Annotated in this window: 20 protein-coding genes; 3 read left to right on the forward strand and 17 right to left on the reverse strand. The window is 61.6% G+C overall.

Annotation, left to right across the window (positions count from 1 at the left end):
- Window positions 1–3: 3 nt before the first annotated feature.
- The 7 genes from FS665_RS06110 to FS665_RS06140 all read right to left on the reverse strand — a co-directional run bounded on the left by FS665_RS06110 (window position 4) and on the right by FS665_RS06140 (window position 8598).
- Window positions 4–795 (reverse strand): ABC transporter ATP-binding protein, encoded by a 792-nt coding sequence (locus FS665_RS06110; protein WP_145184911.1) that lies wholly within the window; start codon window positions 793–795, stop codon window positions 4–6.
- Window positions 792–1925 (reverse strand): ABC transporter permease, encoded by a 1134-nt coding sequence (locus FS665_RS06115; protein WP_145184914.1) that lies wholly within the window; start codon window positions 1923–1925, stop codon window positions 792–794. Before FS665_RS06115 ends, FS665_RS06110 begins: the two co-directional genes overlap by 4 nt.
- Window positions 1926–2002: 77 nt before the next feature.
- Window positions 2003–3025, reverse strand: a complete 1023-nt coding sequence (locus FS665_RS06120) for a DUF5924 family protein (protein ID WP_145184917.1) — start codon at window positions 3023–3025, stop codon at window positions 2003–2005.
- 123 nt (window positions 3026–3148) lie between these two features.
- Window positions 3149–4555 carry a pitrilysin family protein gene (locus FS665_RS06125; protein ID WP_145184920.1) on the reverse strand — a complete coding sequence of 469 codons (1407 nt, stop codon included), beginning with the start codon at window positions 4553–4555 and terminating at the stop codon, window positions 3149–3151.
- A gap of 28 nt (window positions 4556–4583) precedes the next feature.
- Window positions 4584–6242 carry a Na/Pi cotransporter family protein gene (locus FS665_RS06130; protein WP_145184923.1) on the reverse strand — a complete coding sequence of 553 codons (1659 nt, stop codon included), beginning with the start codon at window positions 6240–6242 and terminating at the stop codon, window positions 4584–4586.
- Between the two features lie 241 nt (window positions 6243–6483).
- A complete protein-coding gene (locus FS665_RS06135; protein ID WP_145184926.1) occupies window positions 6484–7254 on the reverse strand; it encodes a TerC family protein in 771 nt (256 codons plus the stop codon).
- Window positions 7255–7290: 36 nt separating this feature from the next.
- Complete coding sequence (locus FS665_RS06140; RefSeq protein WP_145184929.1) at window positions 7291–8598, reverse strand: CitMHS family transporter; 1308 nt, start codon at window positions 8596–8598, stop codon at window positions 7291–7293.
- A gap of 262 nt (window positions 8599–8860) precedes the next feature.
- Here FS665_RS06140 and FS665_RS06145 point away from each other — a divergent pair, with 262 nt between their 5' ends.
- The gene (locus FS665_RS06145; RefSeq protein WP_145185000.1) at window positions 8861–9262 is read left to right on the forward strand and encodes a GFA family protein; all 402 of its coding nucleotides are present in this window, start codon (window positions 8861–8863) and stop codon (window positions 9260–9262) included.
- 32 nt (window positions 9263–9294) lie between these two features.
- Here the strand turns inward: FS665_RS06145 and FS665_RS06150 are convergent, their stop codons facing one another.
- The 10 genes from FS665_RS06150 to FS665_RS06195 form a co-directional block, all read right to left on the reverse strand.
- Entirely contained in the window at window positions 9295–11253 is a 1959-nt protein-coding gene (locus FS665_RS06150; RefSeq protein WP_145184932.1) for a DUF4105 domain-containing protein, read from the reverse strand.
- Window positions 11250–11570, reverse strand: coding sequence for a DUF2388 domain-containing protein (locus FS665_RS06155; RefSeq protein ID WP_145184934.1), 321 nt, complete (start codon window positions 11568–11570; stop codon window positions 11250–11252). The genes FS665_RS06150 and FS665_RS06155 overlap by 4 nt, the downstream gene beginning before the upstream one ends.
- A gap of 37 nt (window positions 11571–11607) precedes the next feature.
- Window positions 11608–11901: a DUF2388 domain-containing protein gene (locus FS665_RS06160; RefSeq protein ID WP_145184938.1), complete on the reverse strand. Its 294-nt coding sequence runs from the start codon at window positions 11899–11901 to the stop codon at window positions 11608–11610.
- Between the two features lie 86 nt (window positions 11902–11987).
- Window positions 11988–12305, reverse strand: coding sequence for a DUF2388 domain-containing protein (locus FS665_RS06165; protein ID WP_145184941.1), 318 nt, complete (start codon window positions 12303–12305; stop codon window positions 11988–11990).
- A 301-nt stretch (window positions 12306–12606) separates the two neighbouring features.
- On the reverse strand, window positions 12607–12759 hold the full coding sequence (locus FS665_RS06170) for a DUF1127 domain-containing protein (protein WP_371921231.1): 153 nt from the start codon (window positions 12757–12759) through the stop codon (window positions 12607–12609).
- 403 nt (window positions 12760–13162) lie between these two features.
- The gene (locus tag FS665_RS06175; protein ID WP_145184947.1) at window positions 13163–14656 is read right to left on the reverse strand and encodes an acetyl-CoA hydrolase/transferase family protein; all 1494 of its coding nucleotides are present in this window, start codon (window positions 14654–14656) and stop codon (window positions 13163–13165) included.
- A gap of 182 nt (window positions 14657–14838) precedes the next feature.
- The gene (locus FS665_RS06180; RefSeq protein WP_145184950.1) at window positions 14839–16290 is read right to left on the reverse strand and encodes an NAD(P)(+) transhydrogenase (Re/Si-specific) subunit beta; all 1452 of its coding nucleotides are present in this window, start codon (window positions 16288–16290) and stop codon (window positions 14839–14841) included.
- 2 nt (window positions 16291–16292) lie between these two features.
- Window positions 16293–16607: an NAD(P) transhydrogenase subunit alpha gene (locus tag FS665_RS06185; RefSeq protein ID WP_003256966.1), complete on the reverse strand. Its 315-nt coding sequence runs from the start codon at window positions 16605–16607 to the stop codon at window positions 16293–16295.
- A 12-nt stretch (window positions 16608–16619) separates the two neighbouring features.
- Complete coding sequence (locus FS665_RS06190) at window positions 16620–17741, reverse strand: Re/Si-specific NAD(P)(+) transhydrogenase subunit alpha (RefSeq protein WP_145184953.1); 1122 nt, start codon at window positions 17739–17741, stop codon at window positions 16620–16622.
- A 418-nt stretch (window positions 17742–18159) separates the two neighbouring features.
- The gene (locus tag FS665_RS06195; RefSeq protein ID WP_145184955.1) at window positions 18160–19077 is read right to left on the reverse strand and encodes a LysR family transcriptional regulator; all 918 of its coding nucleotides are present in this window, start codon (window positions 19075–19077) and stop codon (window positions 18160–18162) included.
- A gap of 163 nt (window positions 19078–19240) precedes the next feature.
- On the opposite strand from FS665_RS06195, the gene FS665_RS06200 reads away from it, so the two are divergent.
- Together FS665_RS06200 and FS665_RS06205 are read left to right on the forward strand one after the other, a co-directional pair.
- Window positions 19241–20422: an acyl-CoA dehydrogenase gene (locus tag FS665_RS06200; protein WP_145184959.1), complete on the forward strand. Its 1182-nt coding sequence runs from the start codon at window positions 19241–19243 to the stop codon at window positions 20420–20422.
- A gap of 13 nt (window positions 20423–20435) precedes the next feature.
- Window positions 20436–21656, forward strand: a complete 1221-nt coding sequence (locus tag FS665_RS06205) for a CaiB/BaiF CoA-transferase family protein (RefSeq protein ID WP_145184962.1) — start codon at window positions 20436–20438, stop codon at window positions 21654–21656.
- Window positions 21657–21799 lie beyond the last annotated feature (143 nt).

Raw genomic sequence — 21799 nt, forward strand, 5'->3', positions numbered from 1 at the left:
CGTTCAGCGCTCCTGGCGTGCGCTGGCGGCGGCCTGTTCGGCGGCGCGCCCGCGTGGGCCGTGAAAGTATTGGTGAATCCATGGGTCGTCGGTTTGCTCGACCTCGGCCAGGGGGCCCGCGACCAGCACCCGCTTCTGGGACAGCACGGCGATGCGGTCGGTAATGGTGTAGAGGGTATCCAGGTCATGGGTGATCAGGAACACGCTCAGCCCCAGCGCATCGCGCAGGGTCAGGATGAGCTGATCGAAGGCCGCAGCGCCGATGGGATCCAGGCCGGCAGTGGGCTCGTCGAGAAACAGGATGTCCGGGTCCAGGGCCAAGGCGCGGGCCAGCGCGGCACGCTTGATCATGCCGCCGGAAAGCGACGCGGGGTATTTGTCTGCCGCCGAGATCGGCAGCCCCGCCAGGGCCAGCTTGACGCCCGCCAGGTGCTCGGCATCGGCCCGCGACAGGCCGGCATGCTCGATCAGCGGCAGCGCGACATTTTCGGTCACGGTCAGCGACGAGAACAGCGCGCCTTTCTGGAACAACACGCCGAAGCGGCGTTCGACCAGCGAACGCTGTTGTTCGCGCAAACCGGCCAGGTCTTGGCCAAAGACGTTGATCTGGCCAGCATTGGGGCGTCGTAAGCCAATGATGCTGCGCAGCAACACCGACTTGCCACTGCCTGAACCGCCGACCACGGCCAGGATTTCGCCGCGATACACATCCAGATCGAGGTCCAGATGCACCACCTGGCTGCCAAAGCGGTTGCACAGACCCCGCGCCTGGATTACAGCTTCCTGGCCGCTCACCAGCCCATCTCCATGCAGAACAGCGCCGCCACGGCATCCAGCACGATCACCACGAAAATCGACTGCACCACGCTGGAGGTAGTGTGGGCGCCGACCGATTCGGCGCTGCCGCTGACCTTGAACCCTTCCAGGCAGCCGATGGCGGCAATCAGAAAGGCAAAGATCGGTGCCTTGGCCAGACCCACCAGAAAATGCTGCACACCGATATCGCTGTGCAGCAGCGACAGGAACATGGCCGGCGAAATGTCCAGTGATAACGCACAGACCACAGCGCCGCCGACGATGCCGCAGATCATCGCCAGAAAAGTCAGCAATGGCAGCGAGATCAGCAGCGCCAGTACCCGTGGCACGACCAGCAACTCGATCGGGTTCAGGCCGAGGGTGCGAATGGCGTCGATTTCTTCGTTGGCCTTCATCGACCCGAGTTGCGCGGTGAAGGCGCTGGCGGTGCGCCCGGCCATCAGAATGGCGGTCAATAGCACCGCGAACTCGCGCAAAAAGGAAAACGCGACCAGATCGACGGTGAACACCGTGGCGCCAAAGTCCGCCAGCACCGTGGCGCCGAGAAAAGCCACCACTGCGCCGACCAGGAAGGTCAGCAAGGCAACGATCGGTGCGGCGTCCAGGCCGGTCTGCTCGATGTGCGAAACCACCGGCGTGACGCGCCAGCGCTGCGGCTGCAACAGGCGTGTGAGCAAGGTCTGGATGATCAGCCCGATGAAGCCGAGCAGCTGGAGGGTGTCCTGCCACAGTGTGCCGACAGCGCAGCCGATACGCTCGAGCAGCACCAGCAGGACGTTACGCTCCGGCGCCTTGAGTGGAATGCAGTAGTCCTGCACAGACTGATAGACCGTGCAGAGCAAGGCGCGGTTGGCTTCGGGCAGCTCGTCGGTGCACTGCGACAGACGTTCGGCGCCGAGCAGCTCGGCCAGTAGCGAGGCACCGGCAGTGTCCAGGCGACCCAATTGACTGAGATCGGCGACCGTGTCGCCATCGCAGCGCGAGCGCAGTTGCTCGCTGTCGCGCTTGAGGCTGCTGTAGTGAGCCAAGGTCCAGTCCCCGGCAATGCGCAGGCACGCAGGCTGGCAGCGGGTGTCCAGGGTGGCGCTGGGGGTGGTCATAGGCTCCATGCATCCTCTTGCTCAGACGCTGATCATAGCGCAGCGGGCATGCAGCGGTTTGGTGAATATGTGCTGTCTTGCCGCGGCTACTGGGCAGGCTTGTCGCCGACCACCTTGAAGCGCAGCACGCCGATCACCTGGCCGTCTTCGGTCAGTACCCGGACCTGCCACTTGCCCACCGGGTTGGGCGGGAAGTTCTGTTTGTGGGTCCAGGCGCGGTAGCCTTCTTTGCGCCCGCCGTGAATATCCAGGGCAATGCGGTCGACTTCCTGGCCGTCCTTCTGCCACACGTGGTAGATCCGCTCATCCAGCCCGCGCGGTGCATTGATCGCGGTGTACGCGTACAACCCGCCGCTGCGAATGCGGCTGGCGGGCACCTCCTTGAGCGAATCGCCGGGTTGGCGGTCGATCACTTCGGTACTGACCGCCACATCGGTCATCCATAGCGTGGCCGGCGGCACCCACGAACGCAGCAGCCAGCCACCGGCACCGACCGCCAAGGTCAGCATGACCATCGCCATGCCGCGACGCCAGCCGTTGATCGGGAAGCTGCTGATCAAGCTGGGGAACGACAGCGCCATGGCGATGATCAACGCCAGCTTGAAGCTCTGTGCGGTGGTCAGGTGCAGGATGATCGGCAGTGCGGTGAGCAGCGCCGCGAACAGCGTCAGGGTATGCAGGGCGAGAAACAGCCAGCGCCGTGGTGCCAGCCAGCGGTAGTACAGCGGGTCGACGATGGAGATCAGCCCGGCAGCGCCGAGCAGGCCGGTGAACACCAGCTGCCCGCTGTTCCAGGTGGTGGTGATGAAAAAGAAGGGCAGGACGAAGAACAGGCTTTCCTGGTGGATCATCTGCGTCGCATAGCGCAGCAGCGGTTGGGGTATCTCGCGTTTGAAGGTGCGGGTGAACAGGCGAGTGAGGGTGTTTTCCAGCATCAGCCAGACCCAGCTGACCAGCAATAAGATGGCGATCCAACTGGCCAGGCCGGCCTGGCGGTCGACCAGGATGAAACTGCCGATCCCAGAGAGAAAACCCCCGAGCGCGATGACGCCTGGGTAGCGTTTGAGCAATTCGATGACGCGCTGGACGATCTGGGATAATGGGGGCATGGGTATCAGGCGCAGGTTGGAATGGCTGTACCGGTCCGCCGCAATTGCACCCGCCCCTCCCGGCATTGCCGTGGAAGCGGGTTCACCTGCGACGGGCCGGCACAGGCGAAGGATACCGTTGAATCACTGTTGCCGTGTAGCACCGCTAGGCCGTTCGGGCTTGTGCCGACGCCAGCGCAGCAGTCCGAGGGCCAGGATCAGCCCCAGCAACACGGCCAGCAGCCCGTACAGCTCGTCGTAGCCAAGAAACGGTTTTTCGATCCGCAGGTAGCCTTGGTCCTTGAGCAGGTCCTTGAGCGCCTCGTTGGCCTGCTCCAGCGTGACCTTGCGCAGCTTGCGTGCAGGGTCGGTGAAGCGCCCGTTGTCGTAGTCGTTGAGCGCCCCCCAGTAATAATCGGCCAGTGCGCTGTTGCCTTGGGTGCTCCAGCTTTCCTTGGCAATCGCGGCGTCCTTGATCCGGGCGAAGGTGTCGGGGTCCAGGCCGTGTTCGCGCAGGTGGTCGAACAGCTGCTCCATGACGTTGACCGCCGCATCGACATCGTCGCGTTCCAGGTCAGCGTTGAGGCTGATCATGCCGCTGTCGCCGAAGCTTTCTCGTTGCACCGAGGGGCCGTAGGACAGACCGTGGCGCAGACGCAGCTGGTCGTACAATGCCCATTCCAGGTAGCGCGACAGCAGGTCGAGGGTCTGCTGATGGTCGTTGTCCAACACTGGCTCGATGAACAACCAGTGCAGCTTGACGCTGTCGCCCAGTACTCCCCGGGTCAAGTCGCGGCGCTGCTCGGCCTGCTGGCTGATGCTGTCGAGATTGCGCCGCTCCTCAGGCTCGGTAGCCGGCAGCTCGCCGAAGGTGCGCTCCAGATAGGCCGGCAGCAGGCGGTCGAGTCCGCCGACCACGATCAATGTCATGTTGTTGGCCGCATACCAGCGCTCGCGCAGGGCCTGCACCTGTTCCAGGGTCATATCGCCGACGTCGGAGCGTTCGGCGCACTTGAGCCCCAGTTCGGTGGCCAACTGATCGCTGGCTGGATGACCGATATCCTGGCGGTCCAGCCAACGCTGCAAGTGACCGTAGTGACCGCCATCCTCACGCTCGATGATGCGCTTGGCGGTGGTCAGGGCCTTGGCGTCGATACGGGTGTCGCGGATGATCGCCAGCAGCAGGTCGAGGACCTTGCGCTGGTTGCGCGCCGGCGCCTCGATGACGAACGTGGTGTCGGCGCTGCTGGTGTAGGCATTCCACTCCCCGCCCAAACTTTGCAGGCGCTCTTCCAGCCCGCCTTCGCCGGTATCGTCGATTCCGGTGAACAGCAAGTGTTCGAGCAAGTGCGGGAGTTCTTTCTGCTCGCAGCCAAAGTCATCCAGGCCAACCCCAACCACCAGGCGAATGGAGACATGATCGCGTTCGTAGCCGGATTTGAGGATGACCTGCAGGCCGTTGGGCAACAGGTAACCTTCGACCCGCGAGCGATCCAGGGCAATGGAGGGAAGGCTGCACAGCAGCAGGCAAACGAACATCAGGCAACGCATGGGCGAGCGAAAGTCTCCAGGTGCGAGGTCAGGACAGGCGCGCGTCGTCCGGCACGCTGTCGAGCAACAGCCCGCCGGTGTCCGAGCCACCCAGTACCACATAGGCACTGCTGCAGAACAAAGAGTTCAACCGCTTCATGTCTGCGATCAGTTCCAGGTGCAGGGAGCTGGTCTCGATGCTCTGCACCACCTTGCGCTGCAAGCGGCTCACGTGGGCGTGCGCCAGGCGTCGCTCCAAGGCGCGGAAACGGCGCTTTTCGCGCAGCAGCAGGCGAGCGCTTTCCGGGTCGGCACTGAGGAACACCGACAGGCCCAGACGCAGGTTCGCCGACAGCTGCTCCTGCAACCCGGTCAGCTCCTCCAGCCCGACCTGGGAAAACTCCCGGCGTTGGCTGGTTTTCTGCTGCTGGACCTTGCGCAGCATGCGCTCGATCAGGTCGCAGGCCAGCTTCAGGTTGATCGCCAGTTCGATGATTTCTGCCCAGCGTCGGTTGTCCTGATCACTGAGGTCTTCGCGTGGCATCTGCGCCAGGTACAGTTTGATGGCGCTGTACAACGCATCGGCATCCTCGCCGAGGGCGCGGACCTGCTGCGGCATGGCCGTCTGCGTGCCGCGCAGCGCGCCGAGCATGGCTTCGAGCAGGCTGTCGACGATATCGCCCAGGCGCAAGGTTTCCCGGGCGGCATTGGCCAGTGCCAGGCTCGGCGTGGCCAGTGCCGACGGGTCGAGATGACGCGCCTTGATCTGGCCATTGTTGTGCTCGCGCTCGGGCAGTAACGCGTTGCACAGGCGTGCCATGGGTTTGACCGTCGGCAGCATGATCAGGCAGCGCAAGGTGTTGTAGAGCAGGTGAAAACCGATCACCAACTCCTGCGGACTGAAACTCAAGCTGTCCATCCAGTCCACCAGCGGGTGTAACGCTGGAATGATCAACAACAGGCCGATCAGCTTGTACAGCAAACTGCCCAGTGCCACGCGACGCCCCGCAGCGTTCTGCATGCTGGTGCTGATGAAGGCCAGCAAGCCACTGCCGATGTTGGCGCCGACCACAAGGCCAATGGCGACCGGCAGACTGATCACTTCGGCTCCGGCCAGGGTGGCGGTCAGCAGCACCGCCGCCAGGCTCGAATACGAGACCATGGCGAACAATGCCCCGACCAGGGCGTCGAGCAGGATGTCCCCGGTCAGCGAGGCAAACAGCACCTTCACCCCCTGGGCATGAGTGATCGGCGTCGCCGCCTGCACGATCAGCTCCAGGGCCAGGATGATCAGGCCCAGGCCGATCGCCACGCGCCCGAGTTGGCCAGCGCGGGTCTGCTTGCGCGACAGGAAGAAGATCACCCCAAGGAATACCAGCAGCGGCGACAGCCACGAAAGGTCCAGGGTCAACACCCGCGCCATCAGGGCGGTACCGACATCGGCGCCGAGCATGATGGCCAAGGCCGGCGTCATGGCCATCAAGCCTTGCCCGACGAACGAGGTCACCAGCATCGCCGTGGCGTTGCTGCTTTGCACCACAGCGGTGACGACGATGCCGGCAATGAAGGCCAGCGGTCGACGGTCCATGTTCTGCCCTAGCACGCGGCGCAGGTTGGAGCCGAACACCCTCAGGATGCCGGTGCGGACGATGTGCGTGCCCCAGACCAGCAAGGCCACGGCAGAAAGCAGGTTGAGCAGGGTCAGCATGGTCGAACCCCCCTTGATTGACGAGCGCCAAGGCGGCGCCTACAGGAATGAAGCCGTAAGCCTGGCCCGGGGGTGGGTAATTTTATTCCAGTGCTTACTCAAGCTTTAGTTGTTTTGCGGACCTCGCGCCAGCTTGGCATGCTCGGCAAAGATTTGAAATATTTCTGTCATGAAGCTGGGTCGCATCGATTGACCCACGAAAAAAGGCCCCGCAGGGCCTTTAGTCGAGTGCTGGGCGGTGTTACTGCCCGGGGATGTCCTTGCGCAGCTTGACCGGCTCGTGCTCCTGGCCCTTCTTGCGAGCCATGGCGGTACGCATGCGGATGTTGATGGCCTCGACTGCCAGCGAGAACGCCATCGCGAAGTACACGTAGCCCTTGGGCACGTGCACATCGAACGATTCGGCGATCAGCACGGTACCCACGACGATCAGGAACGACAGTGCGAGCATCTTCAGCGATGGGTGCTTGTCGATGAAGTCGCTGATGGCCCCGGCGCACAGCATCATCACCAGCACGGCCACGACGATTGCCGCGATCATCACCGGCACATGGGACACCATGCCCACCGCAGTGATCACCGAGTCCAGGGAAAACACGATATCGATGATCGCGATCTGAATGATGGTGTAAAAGAACTTGCCGCCAGCGCCTTTCGGTTCGTCGCTGCTCTCCTCTTCGCCCTCCAGGCCGTGATAGATCTCCTGCGAGCTTTTCCACAGCAGGAACAAGCCACCGCAGAACAGAATCAGGTCACGCCCTGATATACCCTGGCCCAGCACCACGAACAGGTCGGCGGTCAGGCGCATGACCCAGGTGATCGACAGCAGCAGCATGATGCGCGTGACCATGGCCAGCGCCAGGCCGAAGATCCGGGTGCGCGGCTGCATGTGCTTGGGCATGCGGCTGACCAGGATCGAGATCATGATGATGTTGTCGATCCCGAGCACGATCTCGAGCGCCGTGAGCGTGAAAAAGGCGACCCAGATTTCTGGGCTGGTCAGCCATTCCATGTGTATTCCTTCGAACGTAAGGGTGATGCGTGTTAATTAGAGACTACTGAACAGTGGGAAAATGCCCATCAGCAGCGCGGCCAGCATTATGCACAGGCACACCAGCACTGCCCACTTGAGCGTGAAGCGCTGGTGGTCACCGAATTCGATGCCAGCCAGGGCTACCAGCAGATAGGTCGAGGGCACCAGAGGGCTGAGCAGGTGAACCGGTTGGCCGACGATCGATGCGCGCGCCATTTCCACGGGGGTGATGCCGTAGTGACTGGCCGCTTCCGACAGCACCGGCAGCACGCCGTAGTAGAAGGCGTCGTTGGACATGAAGAAGGTGAACGGCATGCTCACGATCGCGGTGATGACCGCAAGGTACGGGCCCAGTGCATCGGGGATGACGGCCAGCAGGCTCTTGGACATGGCATCGACCATGCCGGTGCCGGAAAGAATGCCGGTGAAGATGCCAGCGGCGAAAATCAACCCGGTCACCGCCAGTACGCTGCCGGCATGGGCGGCGATGCGGTCCTTCTGCTGTTGCAAGCACGGGTAATTGACGATCATGGCGATGCTGAAGGCGATCATGAACAGCACCGGCAACGGCAGTACCCCGGCGATCAACGCGACCATCAGGCCTGCGGTCAGCGCTGCGTTGAAATAGATCAGTTTCGGGCGGCGTGCCTCAGGGAACTGCGACACGCTGATCTCGCTGTGGTCGATGTCGTCGGTGGGCAGGTGCAGCTCACCCAGGCGAGCGCGTTCGCGCTTGCCGTACATATAAGCAATGGCCAGGATCGCGATCACACCGAAGGCCATGGCCGGGATCATCGGCACGAAGATATCCGAGGGGTCGACGTGCAACGCGCTGGCAGCGCGGGCTGTAGGGCCTCCCCATGGCGTCATGTTCATCACCCCACCGGCCAGGATGATCAAGCCGGCCATGATCCGCGGGCTCATGCCCAGGCGACTGTACATCGGCAGCATGGCGGCGCAGCAGATCATGTAGGTGGTGGCACCGTCACCGTCGAGCGAAACCACCAGGGCCAGCACCGCGGTACCGACCGAGACTTTCAACGGATCGCCTTTGACCAGCTTGAGGATCTTGCGCACAGCCGGGTCGAACAGACCGGAGTCGATCATCAGGGCGAAATACAGGATAGCGAACATCAGCATGACCCCGGTGGGGGCCAGCTTGCTGATGCCTTCGAGCATCATGGGGCCGATCTTGGCCGAAAAACCGCCGAACAGGGCGAACAGGATCGGTACCAGGATCAAAGCGATCAAGGCCGACAGGCGCTTGGTCATGATCAGGTACATGAAGGTGATGACCATGGCAAAGCCGAGGAAGGTCAGCATGGCAGTACTCCAGGCGTGGCGCGGCGAAAAGGGCTATTCGGGCGGATCAGCGCAGTGGGCGCTGTAACGGGAGCATGCAGGAGGGAATGCGGCTAGGGCGGGCGCAGGAAGACATCGGAATCACCATTGTTGTTGTTGATGGGCCAGGCGCGAAAGCATCCGCTGTCCTGGCTGACCGGTCTTGTGCCGGTAGTGGGGGCTATCCTAGGGGGACAAGCTTTCAGCCAGCTTTCGCCAGCAAAACAACGACGGGAGGTAGATGATGGAGAATGTAAGCGAGGGGGGTTGCCACTGCGGCGCCTTACGTTATCGGCTTGAGGGCGAACTGGCGGATGTCGCCCATTGCCACTGTTCGATCTGTCGACGCGTCAGCGGTGGCCTGGTGGTGACATGGGTGACCGTGCCACGCGCACGTTTCCGTTGGCTGGCCGGAAGGCCGCAGTGCTATGTAGCCCCTGCCAGCTGCAAACGGTACTTCTGTGGCGAGTGCGGTGCACACCTGGCGCTGGTGACTGAACACAGCCCTAGCAGCATCGATGTCACCGTGGCGACACTGGATCACCCCGAGCGAGTGCCGGCCAAGCGGCATATCTGGACGACCAGCCGCTTGCCCTGGTTACACCTTGACGAAACCTTGCCCGGCGAGCCGCACGAACACTGCTAGGTGCCAGTGCTACAGGCCTGCGCAGGTCGCGATCAAGGTAGCTGCAACCCCCCTGCGGCCTTGTGCAGCGCCCGCAGATGCTCGCCAATCTGCTTGACGTTGGCCTCCACGGCCTTGATTTCCCTGGCTCGGGCAGGCTCAAGCAGCGCCCTCACCTCCTGATCGAGACTGGTGCTCAAGCGCAACAGCTGTGCTTGCCGCTCGCCGCTGACTTGCTCCAGGTGCTGACGCTCCTCGGGCTGCGGCAGGCCATAGCCCTGGGTGTCGAGCAATTCGGCGGGGCGACTGAGGAAGCCACTGTTGGCAAGCATCTGCTTGAGCGCCGCATCGGCCTTGTTGAGGCTGGCATCCTTGAGCGCTGCGGCGTTCAGGTAGCGTTGCTTGACCTCGTCCTGGGCCAACAGCAACTGCCGGCGCAGGCTGGCTTGCTCAAGCAACAGCAGCGCTGCGCTGGTGCGCAGATCAGCCCTGGCGAACCACGGCTGTCGCTGTTCGGCACCCAGCGACAGCCAGTCTTCGACCTCAGTCTGCTTGATCGGCAGCTGCTTCCTGAGGACGTCGAACATGACCTGATAACGGTCGCGGTAAGAGTCGAAGCGATAACCCAGGCGCAAGGCCTCGCGCGGATCGTCCAGGACGCTGGTATCGGCCAGTCCCCTGCCCTTGAGCACTGCCAGCAGCCCATTGGGCATGATGCTATCGAGGTCGTTGAGGTCTGGGTTGGCCGTACCGCTGCGCAGCAACTTCAACGACTCGACCGCACAATTGTTGGACAGGAACCAGTAGTTGCCGTCGTAGCTCCAGTGCATTTCGGCGGCCTGGCGCACCAGGTTTTCGATTTCCTCGCGGTTGAGCTTGAGCGGCACCGAGGCCAGGCTGCGCAGTTCGGTCTTGGTGTATTCGTCGATCACCTGGCCGAGCGGCAGCACGAACAGCCGCGAGGGATAGACCCCGACCAAGCCGTCCCAGCTCGACAGCTGAACATCGTTGACGAACGCGCGATACGACAGCACCAGGCTCTGGTCCAGGTCCAGGCGGCAGTCTGGCCCACGCGGGCGCCCTGGCTTGCAGATGACCAGGCGCAGCATGCTGTGGCCCCAGCGGCTGACCAGGTTCTGATTGGCTTCGGCGAGCAGGAAGTCGACTTGATAGACGCGCTCAGGGTCGACTTCGGCCAGGGGCTGGCGGGCAAAGTCGTTGCCGGCGTTGATGAACGGCAAGCCTTTGGCGCAGGTGTCCTGCTGCGGCGCCCAGGCGAAGTGCTCACGCAGGTACTGGTTGAGTGCCGGGCGCCGGCAACCGTAGCTTGGGTCGAGAAGGAAATACTCCATGTTGACCGCAAGGTATTCCTTGGGGCTGCTCAGCTCATAGCTGTCGGGGCTGCGCATGAACTGGGCATTGTGTTGCTCGCGCTCGCCGCGCCGCCCGACATATTGCGGCCAGCCGGCCAGGTCGAGCAGGCGCGGATCATCGCTGAGGGTGAAGCGACGCTCGCCTTGGCCGCGACAGGCTTGCAGCTGGCCGACTCGCCCCAGGGTGTCTTGCTGGCGCTTGCAGCGGGCGATCAGCGAGCGTTCGGCGCTGGGCCACAGGCGCGCGCGATCATAAATATGGGTGAGTTCGTGCAGCACGGTGGCCAGCAACTCTTCGCGCACCGTGCCGTGGGCCCGACCAGTGCGCTCGGTGGCAGCACTGCCGTCGCTCAAGCCGGGTAGCAAGCGGCGGTTCAGTTGCAGGGTAGAAACCAGTGACGCCTGGCCATAGGCATCGGCTGGCATGTCTTCGCTCCAGCTGACCTGGACTCGGCGATCCAGCTGCTGTTTGAAGCGCGGCGGTAACTTGGCCATCGCTTCATCGAGCAGGGCCTGGCTGGCCTGGATTTGTTGCCGATCGAGACCAGCGGCCTGCAGATCAAGCTGCAGGCCGGCCAGTGCGGGCGCGCCCAGCAGCGTCAGGGTGCAGCCAAGCAGCCAGGCACGCACGCGCTTCACAGTGCGAGAATGGCTTCGGCCAGAACCTGATCACTGGCATCGCGTGCTTGCGGCACGCGCTCGCGCAGGGTAGTGAATGCAGCTTCGAGCTGGGCGCCACGAATGTCGCCATTGCTGGCAACGAAACTGGCAGCGTCGTCATGGGCTTCACGCACGACTTTCGAATCACGGATCGAGGTGGTGGTGTCGGACGTGAAGTCGATCGAACGGCCGAAAGCGCGCACGATGATGTTGCTGGTGGCCACCAGGGTCTGAGCATGGGCCAGGTCGGCCAGTAGCAGCATGCCGAGGGAAGCGGCAATCAGCGGTTTACGCATGGAGCATCTCCGAATGTATACAGGACGTCAGGTTTGACTATTGGACGAGAATTGCCTGCGCCAGTTCAAGGTCTGCCACCGAACGTTGAGCCAGGCTATGGCGCAGGGAATCGAATGCTGCCTCGAGGCGTGCGCCGCGCACCTGCCCATCGCTGGCGACGAACAACGCGGCATCGTCGCGGGCCTGGCTGACCAGCTTGCGGTCGAAGGGTGCGGTGGTCACCTGACTGGTGACATAACCACTGATGACCAGACCCTGAGTGGTGGCATCCATGGCATGGGCGCTGACTATGAATGGGGCACTGAACAGCAAGGGCAATAGGTAACGCATAAGCTTTATGGACGGCTTGGCAAGATGAAGGTCAAGAGCTGCAGGTGCGCAGGCCGAGGCCATCGCACCTGTCACACAGGCGGGGATCAGATTGCCAGGATCGCTTGCGCCAATTGGGCGTCGCTGGCCTGCAAGGCCGGCATGGTCGAGCGAATGTGGACTAGCGCGCTTTCGAGCCGGGCGCCACGGATTGCACCTTGAGTGCCGACGAAACTGGCAGCGTCATCGCGTGCGGCCTGGACGATCTTGTCATCACGCAGCGACGAGGTCAGGTCGGAGGTGGCATCGGTGGAAGCGGCGACACCCCGCACCACGGTGTCGGTGGTGACCACGAAGCTGCTGGCGTGGACGGCCCCGGACAAGCCAAGCATGAGTGCGGCGCCAAACAGGTATTTACGGGACATGATCGTGAACTCCTGGGTAGGGTCGAAACAGGTTCTGCGTAATCGGACGCTTGCACAGCTCGTCGCGGCACGTATCGACAGGTGGTTCTACCAGACTGTCTAGCGAAGCGTATCACGCGATGTTATTTCAGGATGTTATCAACGGACTTACAGTCTAACTGTAATGGTTCTTTTAATATTTTGGTAAACTGTATTGGTTTCCAGGCTGCATGCCTTTTTGGCCCGCGCACAAAAAACCCGCTGCAGTACTCTGCAGCGGGTTCGGAAATTCAGGCGCCAGCGAGAGCCGGCGAGCCAGCCCTTAGCGCCAGAAAGGCTTGCTCAGCTCTTCGTAACGCTGCGACTCGCTGATACCGGCGTCGGCCAGCAGGCGGGCATCCAGACGGGCCAATTGACGGCGGCTGGACATGCGGCGCTGCCACAGCAGCAGAGTAGAGACGGCACGCAGTGGCATGGAAGCCTTGGACTGCTGGGCGTTGTTTTCGAAAACCAGACCGGAACTGAGGGTACGTTCCATGATGCTTCATCCTTCCGCTTATGGCGGGATTAGGTAGTGATTTAACTGATGCCAATGATCCTCCTCTGTTGTCCAGAACAGTAGATACAGTTGCACAGTGAAGCGCTGTGCCAGTTAAGTGTTTAGGCCGACTGTTGCACTCGAAATAGGCTTAACTGTACTGGTCTGCCCTATAAAGGTGCATTTTAGTCCCAATCGTAAGGATTTAACCGGCGAGAGGCATGGAGATAACGGTACAGTAGTACAGTTTTAGAGGGTGACCCGCGTAGGTCTGTTCTGCTGAGGGCGCGTGTCGAAGACCAGGCCCGCCCTATTGCAGGGCGGGAGGTTGAACCGATGGTCAGCTGGCGATCATCCGACCTGTATCTTCCAGGTTTTCATGCCAGCTCAAGGCCTCGCGCAAGATATGCGGGGTATGGCCACCGCGCTGGCAGGCGCGTTCGAAGTAATCGTTCAGCGCCGCGCGGTAATCTGGGTGAACGCAGTTGTCGATGATCGCCCGCGCACGCTCGCGTGGGGCCAAGCCGCGCAGATCGGCCAAGCCCTGTTCGGTGACGAGAATGTCGACATCATGCTCGGTGTGGTCGACGTGACTGACCATCGGTACCACGCTTGAGATCGCCCCGCCTTTAGCGATCGATTTGGTGACGAACACCGCCAAGTGGGCATTGCGCGCGAAGTCACCCGAGCCGCCGATACCGTTCATCATTCGCGTGCCACACACGTGCGTGGAGTTGACGTTGCCGTAGATGTCGAACTCCAGCGCGGTGTTGATGCCGATGATGCCCAGCCGGCGCACCACCTCCGGATGGTTGGAAATCTCCTGCGGGCGCAGGACCAGCTTGTCCTTGTAACGCTCCAAGTTGCCGAACACGTCGGCATTGCGCCGCGCCGACAAGGTGATGGAGCTGCCCGAGGCGAAGCTGAGCTTGCCGGCGTCGATCAAGTCGAAGGTCGAGTCTTGCAACACTTCGGAGTACATGGTCAGGTCTTCGAAGGGCGACTCGATCAACCCGCACATGACCGCGTTGGCGATGCTGCCGATACCGGCCTGCAGCGGGCCGAGCTTGTTGGTCAGGCGGCCAGCCTGTACTTCTTTCTTGAAGAAGTTGATCAGGTGGTCGGCGATCCCCTGGGTTTCGTCATCCGGTGGCAGTACCGTCGACGGCGAGTCGGGTTGGTCGCTGATGACGATGCCGACGATCTTGGCCGGGTCGATCGCGATCGCGGTGCTGCCGATACGATCATCGACCTTGACCAGCGGGATCGGTGTACGGGTCGGGCGGTAGGTCGGGATATAGATGTCGTGCAACCCTTCGAGATTAGGATTGTGCGACAGGTTGATCTCGACGATCACCTGCTTGGCGAAGATGGCGAAGCTGGCCGAGTTGCCCACCGATGTGGTCGGCACGATGTGCCCTTGCTCGGTGATGGCCACGGCTTCGATGACCGCGATATCCGGCAGCTTGAGCTGCTGGTTGCGCAGCTGCTCGACGGTTTCCGACAGGTGCTGGTCGATGAACATCACCTTGCCGTCGTTGATCGCCTTGCGCAAGGTACTGTCGACCTGGAATGGCATGCGTCGGGCGAGCACGCCGGCTTCGGTAAGTTGCTTGTCGAGGTCGTTGCCAAGGCTGGCGCCAGTCATCAGGCTGATTTTAAGCGGCGACAGCTTGGCCCGTTCTGCCAAGGCATGCGGCACCGCTTTGGCCTCGCCGGCGCGGGTGAAACCACTCATGCCGACGGTCATGCCGTCTTCGATCAGGCCAGCGGCATCAGCCGCACTCATTACCTTGCTGTGCAGGGAGGACAAGCGGATACGATCACGGTACATGGATTGTTATCTCGGGCTACTAAGCTACTGCAGCGCAGTCTAGAGATTTCGCCCGGCGCCGTCCCACGACCATGGTCGAATGGGAACCCGGCGCGGTCAGCCGTTGATCTGGATCAGCAAATGAAAAGCCCCGGGCGGGTGCGCGCCGGGGCTGGGGTCTTGAACACGCATAGCGTGCAGGCTTATTCGACCGCCTTGACCATGTCCTCGATGACCTTCTTGGCGTCACCGAACACCATCATGGTCTTGTCCAGGTAGAACAGCTCGTTATCCAGACCGGCATAGCCGCTGGCCATGGAGCGCTTGTTGACGATGATGGTCTTGGCCTTGAACGCTTCGAGGATCGGCATGCCGGCAATCGGCGACTTCGGATCGTTCTTGGCGGCCGGATTGACCACGTCGTTGGCGCCCAGTACCAGCACCACGTCCGCCTGGCCGAACTCGGCGTTGATGTCTTCCATCTCGAATACCTGGTCGTAAGGCACTTCGGCCTCCGCCAGCAGCACGTTCATATGCCCCGGCATGCGCCCGGCTACCGGGTGAATCGCATATTTGACCGTGACACCGTTGTGGGTCAGTTTTTCGGTCAGCTCCTTGAGCGCGTGCTGAGCGCGAGCCACCGCCAGGCCGTAGCCCGGCACGATGATCACGCTGTCGGCGTTGCTTAGCAGGAACGTGGCGTCGTCGGCCGAACCCGATTTGACCGGGCGCTGCTCCTGCGAGCCCTGCGCCGCACCGGCATCGGCATCACCACCGAAGCCCCCGAGGATGACGTTGAAGAACGAGCGGTTCATCGCTTTGCACATGATGTACGAAAGGATGGCGCCGCTTGATCCGACCAGCGAACCTGCAATGATCAGCATCGAGTTGTTCAGCGAGAAGCCGATGCCAGCCGCGGCCCAGCCGGAGTAGCTGTTGAGCATCGACACCACCACCGGCATGTCGGCGCCGCCGATGGGGATGATGATCAGCACGCCCATGATGAAGGCGAGGATGAGCATCAGGGTGAACGCGCTGTAATGGCCGGTGAAGGTGAACAGCAGACCGAGGGCGATGGTGGTCAGGCCCAGAATCAGATTCAGCTTGTGCTGCCCGGCGAACTGGACGGGTGCGCCTTGGAACAGGCGGAACTTGTATTTGCCCGACAGCTTGCCGAAGGCGATCACCGAGCCTGAGAAGGTGATGGCACCGATGGCCGCGCCAAGGAACAGCTCGAGCCGATTGCCGGTGGGGATCGGGTCGCTGATCAACGCGACGATCCCCATCGATTGTGGCTCGAGCACCGCGGCAATGGCGATGAACACCGCAGCCAGGCCGATCATGCTGTGCATGAAGGCGACCAGTTCCGGCATCTTGGTCATTTCCACGCGCTTGGCCATGATCGAGCCTGCGCTACCGCCGACCAGCAGACCGACGATCACGTAGCCGATGCCGGCGGTGGCCCCGCCGTTGCCAACCGAGAGCGCGGCAAGCTTATAAATGAGGCCAACCGTCGTCAGGATCGCGATGCCCATGCCGATCATGCCGAACAGGTTACCGCGCCGCGAGGTGGTGGGGTGTGAAAGACCTTTGAGCGCCTGGATGAAGCAGACCGAGGCGACGAGGTAAAGGAGCGTTACCATATTCATGCTCATGCTTACTTCTGCGCCTCGTTCTTGGTTTTCTTCTTGAACATCTCAAGCATGCGACGGGTGACCAGGAAGCCACCGAACACGTTGACTGCGGCCAGCGCCACGGCCAGGGTGCCCATCAGCTTGCCAGCCGGCGTCACGGTCAGCGCAGCAGCCAGCATGGCGCCGACGATGACGATTGCGGAGATCGCGTTGGTCACCGCCATCAGAGGAGTATGCAGCGCTGGGGTGACGTTCCAGACCACGTGGTAGCCCACATAGATGGCCAGCACGAAGATGATCAGGTTATAGATGCCATGGGAAATCAGCATGTCTTCCATTATTCGTGCTCCTTAGCCGTTCTTGCGCACGACCTGTCCGTCGCGGCACATCAGGCAGGCCGCGACGATGTCGTCTTCGAGGTTGATGACCAGCGCGCCGTCCTTGTCGAACAGCAGCTTCATGAAGTCCAGCAGGTTGCGGGCATACAGCGCCGAGGCATCGGCGCCCAGCTGCGCCGGCAGGTTGGTCGGGCCAACGAGGGTGACGCCATTGTGCTGCACGACCTGATCAGCGACGGTCAGCGGGCAGTTGCCGCCCTGCGCGGCGGCCAGGTCGATGACCACCGAGCCAGGCTTCATCTGCGCGACGGTCTCGGCGCTGAGCAGGGTCGGTGCCTTGCGGCCAGGGATCAGCGCGGTGGTGATGACGATATCGGCTTGCCTGGCACGCTCATGCACCGCCTGCGCCTGACGCTGCATCCAGCTGGCGGGCATGGGCCGGGCGTAACCGCCGACACCTTCGGCGCACTCGCGCTCTTCGTCGGTCTGGTACGGGACGTCGATGAACTTGGCGCCTAGCGACTCGATCTGCTCTTTCACCGCCGGGCGCACATCAGAGGCTTCGATGACCGCGCCAAGTCGTTTGGCTGTGGCGATTGCCTGCAAGCCAGCAACCCCTGCCCCGAGAATCAGCACCCGCGCAGCCTTCACCGTACCGGCAGCGGTCATCAGCATGGGCATGAAGCGTGGATAGTGGTGCGCCGCCAACAGCACGGCTTTGTAACCGGCGATGTTGGCCTGCGACGACAGCACATCCAGGCTCTGGGCCCGTGAAGTGCGCGGCGCAGCTTCCAAGGCGAAGGCAGTGATGCCGCGCTCGGCCATCTTGCCAATCAGCTCGTTGTTGAAGGGATTGAGCATGCCCACCAGCAGGCTGCCTCGGTTGATCAGGGACAATTCCTGGTCAGTGGGTGCGACCACTTTGAGCACCAACTGAGCACCGAAGGCATCGGCGGCGCTACCCAGCGAGGCGCCCACGGCCTCATAGGCACTGTCTGGAACGCTGGCATTGAGGCCTGCCCCCCGCTGAACAGTGACCTGATGACCTTGGCCAATCAGTTTCTTGATGGTTTCGGGGGTCGCAGCAACCCTTGTCTCACCGGTCTGCGTCTCGAGAGGAACACCAATATGCACGACTATTTCTCCTGCGGTGACCTTTTGTATTTGTAAGAGCCAGCGCGCTGCGGATGGCGAACTGGGGCGGCTGTTTAGCGCCGGGCCCACCAATCCAGGGTGGGCGAGGCATTTTGCAGATGAACCCTAAGTGCATCAACAGATTCTGGAGCGAAACGAAGGCAAAACTACAAGTCACCCTGTGACCGTATGTCGCAAGTATCCCGCTTCAACCCGTCAAACACAGGCATTTGGCAGGCTAGAAGAAATTTTGAAATTTTTTGCAGCGATTTCGTGATTAAGCTTGTGAATGTCGCAATAAACCTCTGAAAGCCGCGTGGTTGGCGGGTTAGGTGCGGTTTTTCGATTCACCGGCACAGTTTGCCAAAGTGCGACAAATAGTTATATCTGTAGGTTTCCAAAAAAGCTGACTACGAGGTCAGTTATGCTGATCAGTTCGTGTGGTGTCGGTGTATTGCACCGCCTGTTCAACCAGCCAATCCCTGAACGCTTGCAGCGACGCGGATTGCACCTTGCGCTCGGGGATCATCAGATAGTAGGCCTTGTGACTGGCCAGCGCGTATCTGTTAGCGACCACTAGGCTACCCTCCTCCAACTCGCGCTGAATCAGAAACGGCGGGATCAGCGCCAAGCCCATGTCGTGCTTGGCTGCCTGGGCAAGCATCGAAAACAACTCATAGCGCGGCCCCGCCATGTCGCCAGGGACGGTCAAGCCCAAACCGTTGAACCATTGCCGCCACGCGTATGGGCGCGTGGTTTGCTGCAGCAACGGCATGCCGGCCATGCTCTGGACGTCGATCTGGCCTTGGCCGTGCAGCAGCGCCGGGCTGCACACTGGCATTGGGTTCTCGCCCATCAGGCGGTGGGATTGTGTGCCCGACCAGTCGGCATCGCCAAAGTAGATAGCTGCGTCGAACGGGGTGTCGGCGAACAGGAACGGTCGGGTGCGGTTGGTCAGGTTGACCGTAACCTCAGGGTGGCGCTGCTGGAAGTCTTTCAAGCGCGGCAGCAGCCACTGCGTGCCGAACGTAGGCACGACAGCCAGCTCGATCACATTGGCGCCTTGCTGGCGCATCACTGACAAGGTGTCCCGCTCCACCGCATCCAGTTGGGCGGCTACCTGTCGGCTATAGGAAAGCCCTGCCTCGGTCAGTTGCACGCCGCGGCGCAAGCGTCGGAACAGCTCGACATTGAGGAACGCTTCCAGTGCGCCAATCTGGCGACAGACCGCGCCCTGGGTCAGTGCCAGCTCCTGCGCTGCCTTGGTGAAACTCTGATGGCGCGCGGCTGCTTCGAAGCAGATTAATGCAGTGGTACTGGGGATTTTGCGTCGCATGTACGTGAGCCTCACTCGTTGGGTCGGCAGAACGAGGGATATCTGATGATACGGAGTGAGAAAATATCACTAATGGGTGCGCAATCCTCGTTTGTCGGCGCGCTGGATCGGGCCTAGGATCTAATCCATTGGCTCCCCTACTCCGATACCGAGGAATTCGCTCATGGCAGGCAAGGCAAGCTTCAACTGGATCGACCCGCTGCTGCTGGACCAGCAGCTCACGGAAGAAGAGCGCATGGTACGTGACAGTGCTTTTCAGTTCGCCCAGGACAAGCTCGCCCCGCGCGTGCTGGAAGCATTTCGCCATGAACAGACTGACCCGGCGATCTTTCGTGAAATGGGTGAAGTCGGCCTGCTTGGTGCGACCATTCCCGAGCAATATGGCGGCAGTGGCCTGAACTACGTGTGCTATGGCCTGATTGCCCGTGAGGTCGAGCGCATCGACTCAGGCTACCGGTCGATGATGAGCGTGCAATCTTCGCTGGTGATGGTGCCGATCAATGCGTTCGGTACCGAGGCGCAGAAGCAGAAATACCTGCCCAAGCTGGCCACTGGCGAGTGGATTGGCTGCTTTGGCTTGACTGAGCCGAATCATGGTTCGGATCCGGGATCGATGATCACCCGGGCCCGTAGCGTGGACGGTGGATATCGCTTGAGCGGTAGCAAGATGTGGATTACCAACAGCCCGATCGCCGATGTCTTCGTGGTGTGGGCCAAGGATGATGCCGGCGATATCCGTGGCTTCGTCCTGGAAAAAGGTTGGGAAGGTCTCAGCGCCCCGGCGATTCACGGCAAGGTCGGGCTGCGGGCTTCGATCACCGGGGAGATCGTCATGGACAACGTGTTCGTGCCTGAGGAAAACATCTTCCCTGACGTGCGCGGTCTCAAGGGGCCTTTCACCTGCCTGAACTCAGCGCGTTATGGCATTTCCTGGGGCGCGTTGGGCGCGGCCGAAGCGTGCTGGCACACGGCACGGCAATACACGCTGGACCGTCAACAGTTCGGGCGTCCGCTTGCAGCCAATCAGCTGATTCAGAAGAAACTGGCTGACATGCAGACTGAAATAACCCTGGCACTGCAAGGTTGCCTGCGTCTGGGGCGGATGAAAGACGAAGGCACCGCGGCAGTCGAAATCACCTCGATCATGAAGCGCAACTCATGTGGCAAGGCCTTGGATATCGCGCGCATGGCTCGCGACATGCTCGGCGGTAACGGTATTTCCGATGAGTTCGGCGTGGCGCGCCATTTGGTCAACCTGGAGGTGGTGAACACCTATGAGGGTACCCATGACGTGCACGCACTGATCCTTGGTCGCGCCCAGACGGGCATCCAGGCCTTCTACTGATAAGGAGTGGCCCATGGGCGCGCTATCTCATTTGCGGGTGCTGGATCTGTCGCGGGTGCTGGCCGGACCTTGGTCTGGTCAGATTCTCGCAGACCTCGGGGCCGACGTGATCAAGGTGGAGCGCCCGGGCAGTGGTGATGATACGCGGGCGTGGGGGCCACCCTTTCTGCGCGACGCTGCCGGGGAGCACACCAGCGAGGCGGCCTACTACCTGAGTGCCAACCGTAATAAACGATCAGTGACCATCGATTTCACCCAAGCAGAGGGTCAGCGCCTGGTTCGAGAACTGGCGGCGAAGTCCGATATCGTCATCGAAAACTTCAAGGTAGGTGGGCTTGCAGCCTATGGGTTGGATTACCCCAGTCTAAAGGCGATCAATCCTCGGCTGATCTATTGTTCGATCACTGGGTTCGGTCAGACCGGTCCTTATGCCAAGCGTGCAGGTTACGACTTCATGATTCAGGGCCTGGGCGGGCTGATGAGCCTGACCGGGCGCCCGGAGGGTGACGACGGCGCTGGCCCGGTCAAAGTTGGGGTCGCGTTGACCGATATCTTGACCGGCCTGTACTCCACCGTAGCGATCCTGGCGGCGTTGGCGCACCGGGAGCAACACGGCGCGGGGCAGCATGTCGATATGGCGCTGCTGGATGTGCAAGTCGCTTGTCTGGCCAACCAGGCCATGAACTACCTGACCACAGGCAGTGCGCCAAAACGCCTTGGCAATGCGCACCCTAATATAGTGCCCTATCAGGATTTCCCTACTGCCGACGGCGACTTCATTCTTACGGTGGGTAACGATGGTCAGTTTCGTAGATTTGCCGAAGTGGCTGGGCAACCGCAGTGGGCGGATGATCCGCGCTTCGCTACCAACAAGCAGCGCGTGGCCCACCGTGCGCAGTTGATCCCGCTGATTCGCCAGGCCACCGTGTTCAAGACTACAGCCGAGTGGGTTGGTCAGTTGGAGGCTGCAGGGGTGCCGTGTGGTCCGATCAACGACTTGGCCCAGGTGTTCCAGGACCCACAAGTGATCGAGCGAGGTTTGGCCTTGCACCTGCCCCATGCGCTGGCGGGGAGCGTGCCGCAGGTAGCCAGTCCGATCAGGCTGTCGGATACGCCTGTGGAATATCGCCGCGCACCGCCTTTACTGGGTGAACACACGGAGGCAGTCATGACCGAGCTGCTGGGTTTGGATGCAGATGCCATTGCTCGTTTGCGCCACGCTGGTGTCGTCTGACATGGCGCCTCTATAGAGAGAAGCGGGGTGGCCGTGAGGCCACCCCGCTTGTTTTTCAGCGATATGTGCATTTAATCAAATTAACGGTTGACGCCCTCTCGAATCCCCTTATAATGCGCCCCACTTCCAGCGACAACGGAACG

Source organism: Pseudomonas sp. URMO17WK12:I11 (genome assembly GCF_007677725.1).
Taxonomy (GTDB): domain Bacteria; phylum Pseudomonadota; class Gammaproteobacteria; order Pseudomonadales; family Pseudomonadaceae; genus Aquipseudomonas.

Bases quoted from the DNA above. Each gene is read 5' to 3' on its own strand.
- FS665_RS06115 (WP_145184914.1), bottom strand. From the start codon at position 1,925: ATGGAGCCTATGACCACCCCCAGCGCCACCCTGGACACCCGCTGCCAG.
- FS665_RS06120 (WP_145184917.1), bottom strand. From the start codon at position 3,025: ATGCCCCCATTATCCCAGATCGTCCAGCGCGTCATCGAATTGCTCAAA.
- FS665_RS06125 (WP_145184920.1), bottom strand. From the start codon at position 4,555: ATGCGTTGCCTGATGTTCGTTTGCCTGCTGCTGTGCAGCCTTCCCTCC.
- FS665_RS06130 (WP_145184923.1), bottom strand. From the start codon at position 6,242: ATGCTGACCCTGCTCAACCTGCTTTCTGCCGTGGCCTTGCTGGTCTGG.
- FS665_RS06135 (WP_145184926.1), bottom strand. From the start codon at position 7,254: ATGGAATGGCTGACCAGCCCAGAAATCTGGGTCGCCTTTTTCACGCTC.
- FS665_RS06140 (WP_145184929.1), bottom strand. From the start codon at position 8,598: ATGCTGACCTTCCTCGGCTTTGCCATGGTCATCACCTTCATGTACCTG.
- FS665_RS06145 (WP_145185000.1), top strand. From the start codon at position 8,861: ATGGAGAATGTAAGCGAGGGGGGTTGCCACTGCGGCGCCTTACGTTAT.
- FS665_RS06155 (WP_145184934.1), bottom strand. From the start codon at position 11,570: ATGCGTAAACCGCTGATTGCCGCTTCCCTCGGCATGCTGCTACTGGCC.
- FS665_RS06160 (WP_145184938.1), bottom strand. From the start codon at position 11,901: ATGCGTTACCTATTGCCCTTGCTGTTCAGTGCCCCATTCATAGTCAGC.
- FS665_RS06165 (WP_145184941.1), bottom strand. From the start codon at position 12,305: ATGTCCCGTAAATACCTGTTTGGCGCCGCACTCATGCTTGGCTTGTCC.
- FS665_RS06170 (WP_371921231.1), bottom strand. From the start codon at position 12,759: ATGCCACTGCGTGCCGTCTCTACTCTGCTGCTGTGGCAGCGCCGCATG.
- FS665_RS06175 (WP_145184947.1), bottom strand. From the start codon at position 14,656: ATGTACCGTGATCGTATCCGCTTGTCCTCCCTGCACAGCAAGGTAATG.
- FS665_RS06180 (WP_145184950.1), bottom strand. From the start codon at position 16,290: ATGAGCATGAATATGGTAACGCTCCTTTACCTCGTCGCCTCGGTCTGC.
- FS665_RS06185 (WP_003256966.1), bottom strand. From the start codon at position 16,607: ATGGAAGACATGCTGATTTCCCATGGCATCTATAACCTGATCATCTTC.
- FS665_RS06195 (WP_145184955.1), bottom strand. From the start codon at position 19,077: ATGCGACGCAAAATCCCCAGTACCACTGCATTAATCTGCTTCGAAGCA.
- FS665_RS06200 (WP_145184959.1), top strand. From the start codon at position 19,241: ATGGCAGGCAAGGCAAGCTTCAACTGGATCGACCCGCTGCTGCTGGAC.
- FS665_RS06205 (WP_145184962.1), top strand. From the start codon at position 20,436: ATGGGCGCGCTATCTCATTTGCGGGTGCTGGATCTGTCGCGGGTGCTG.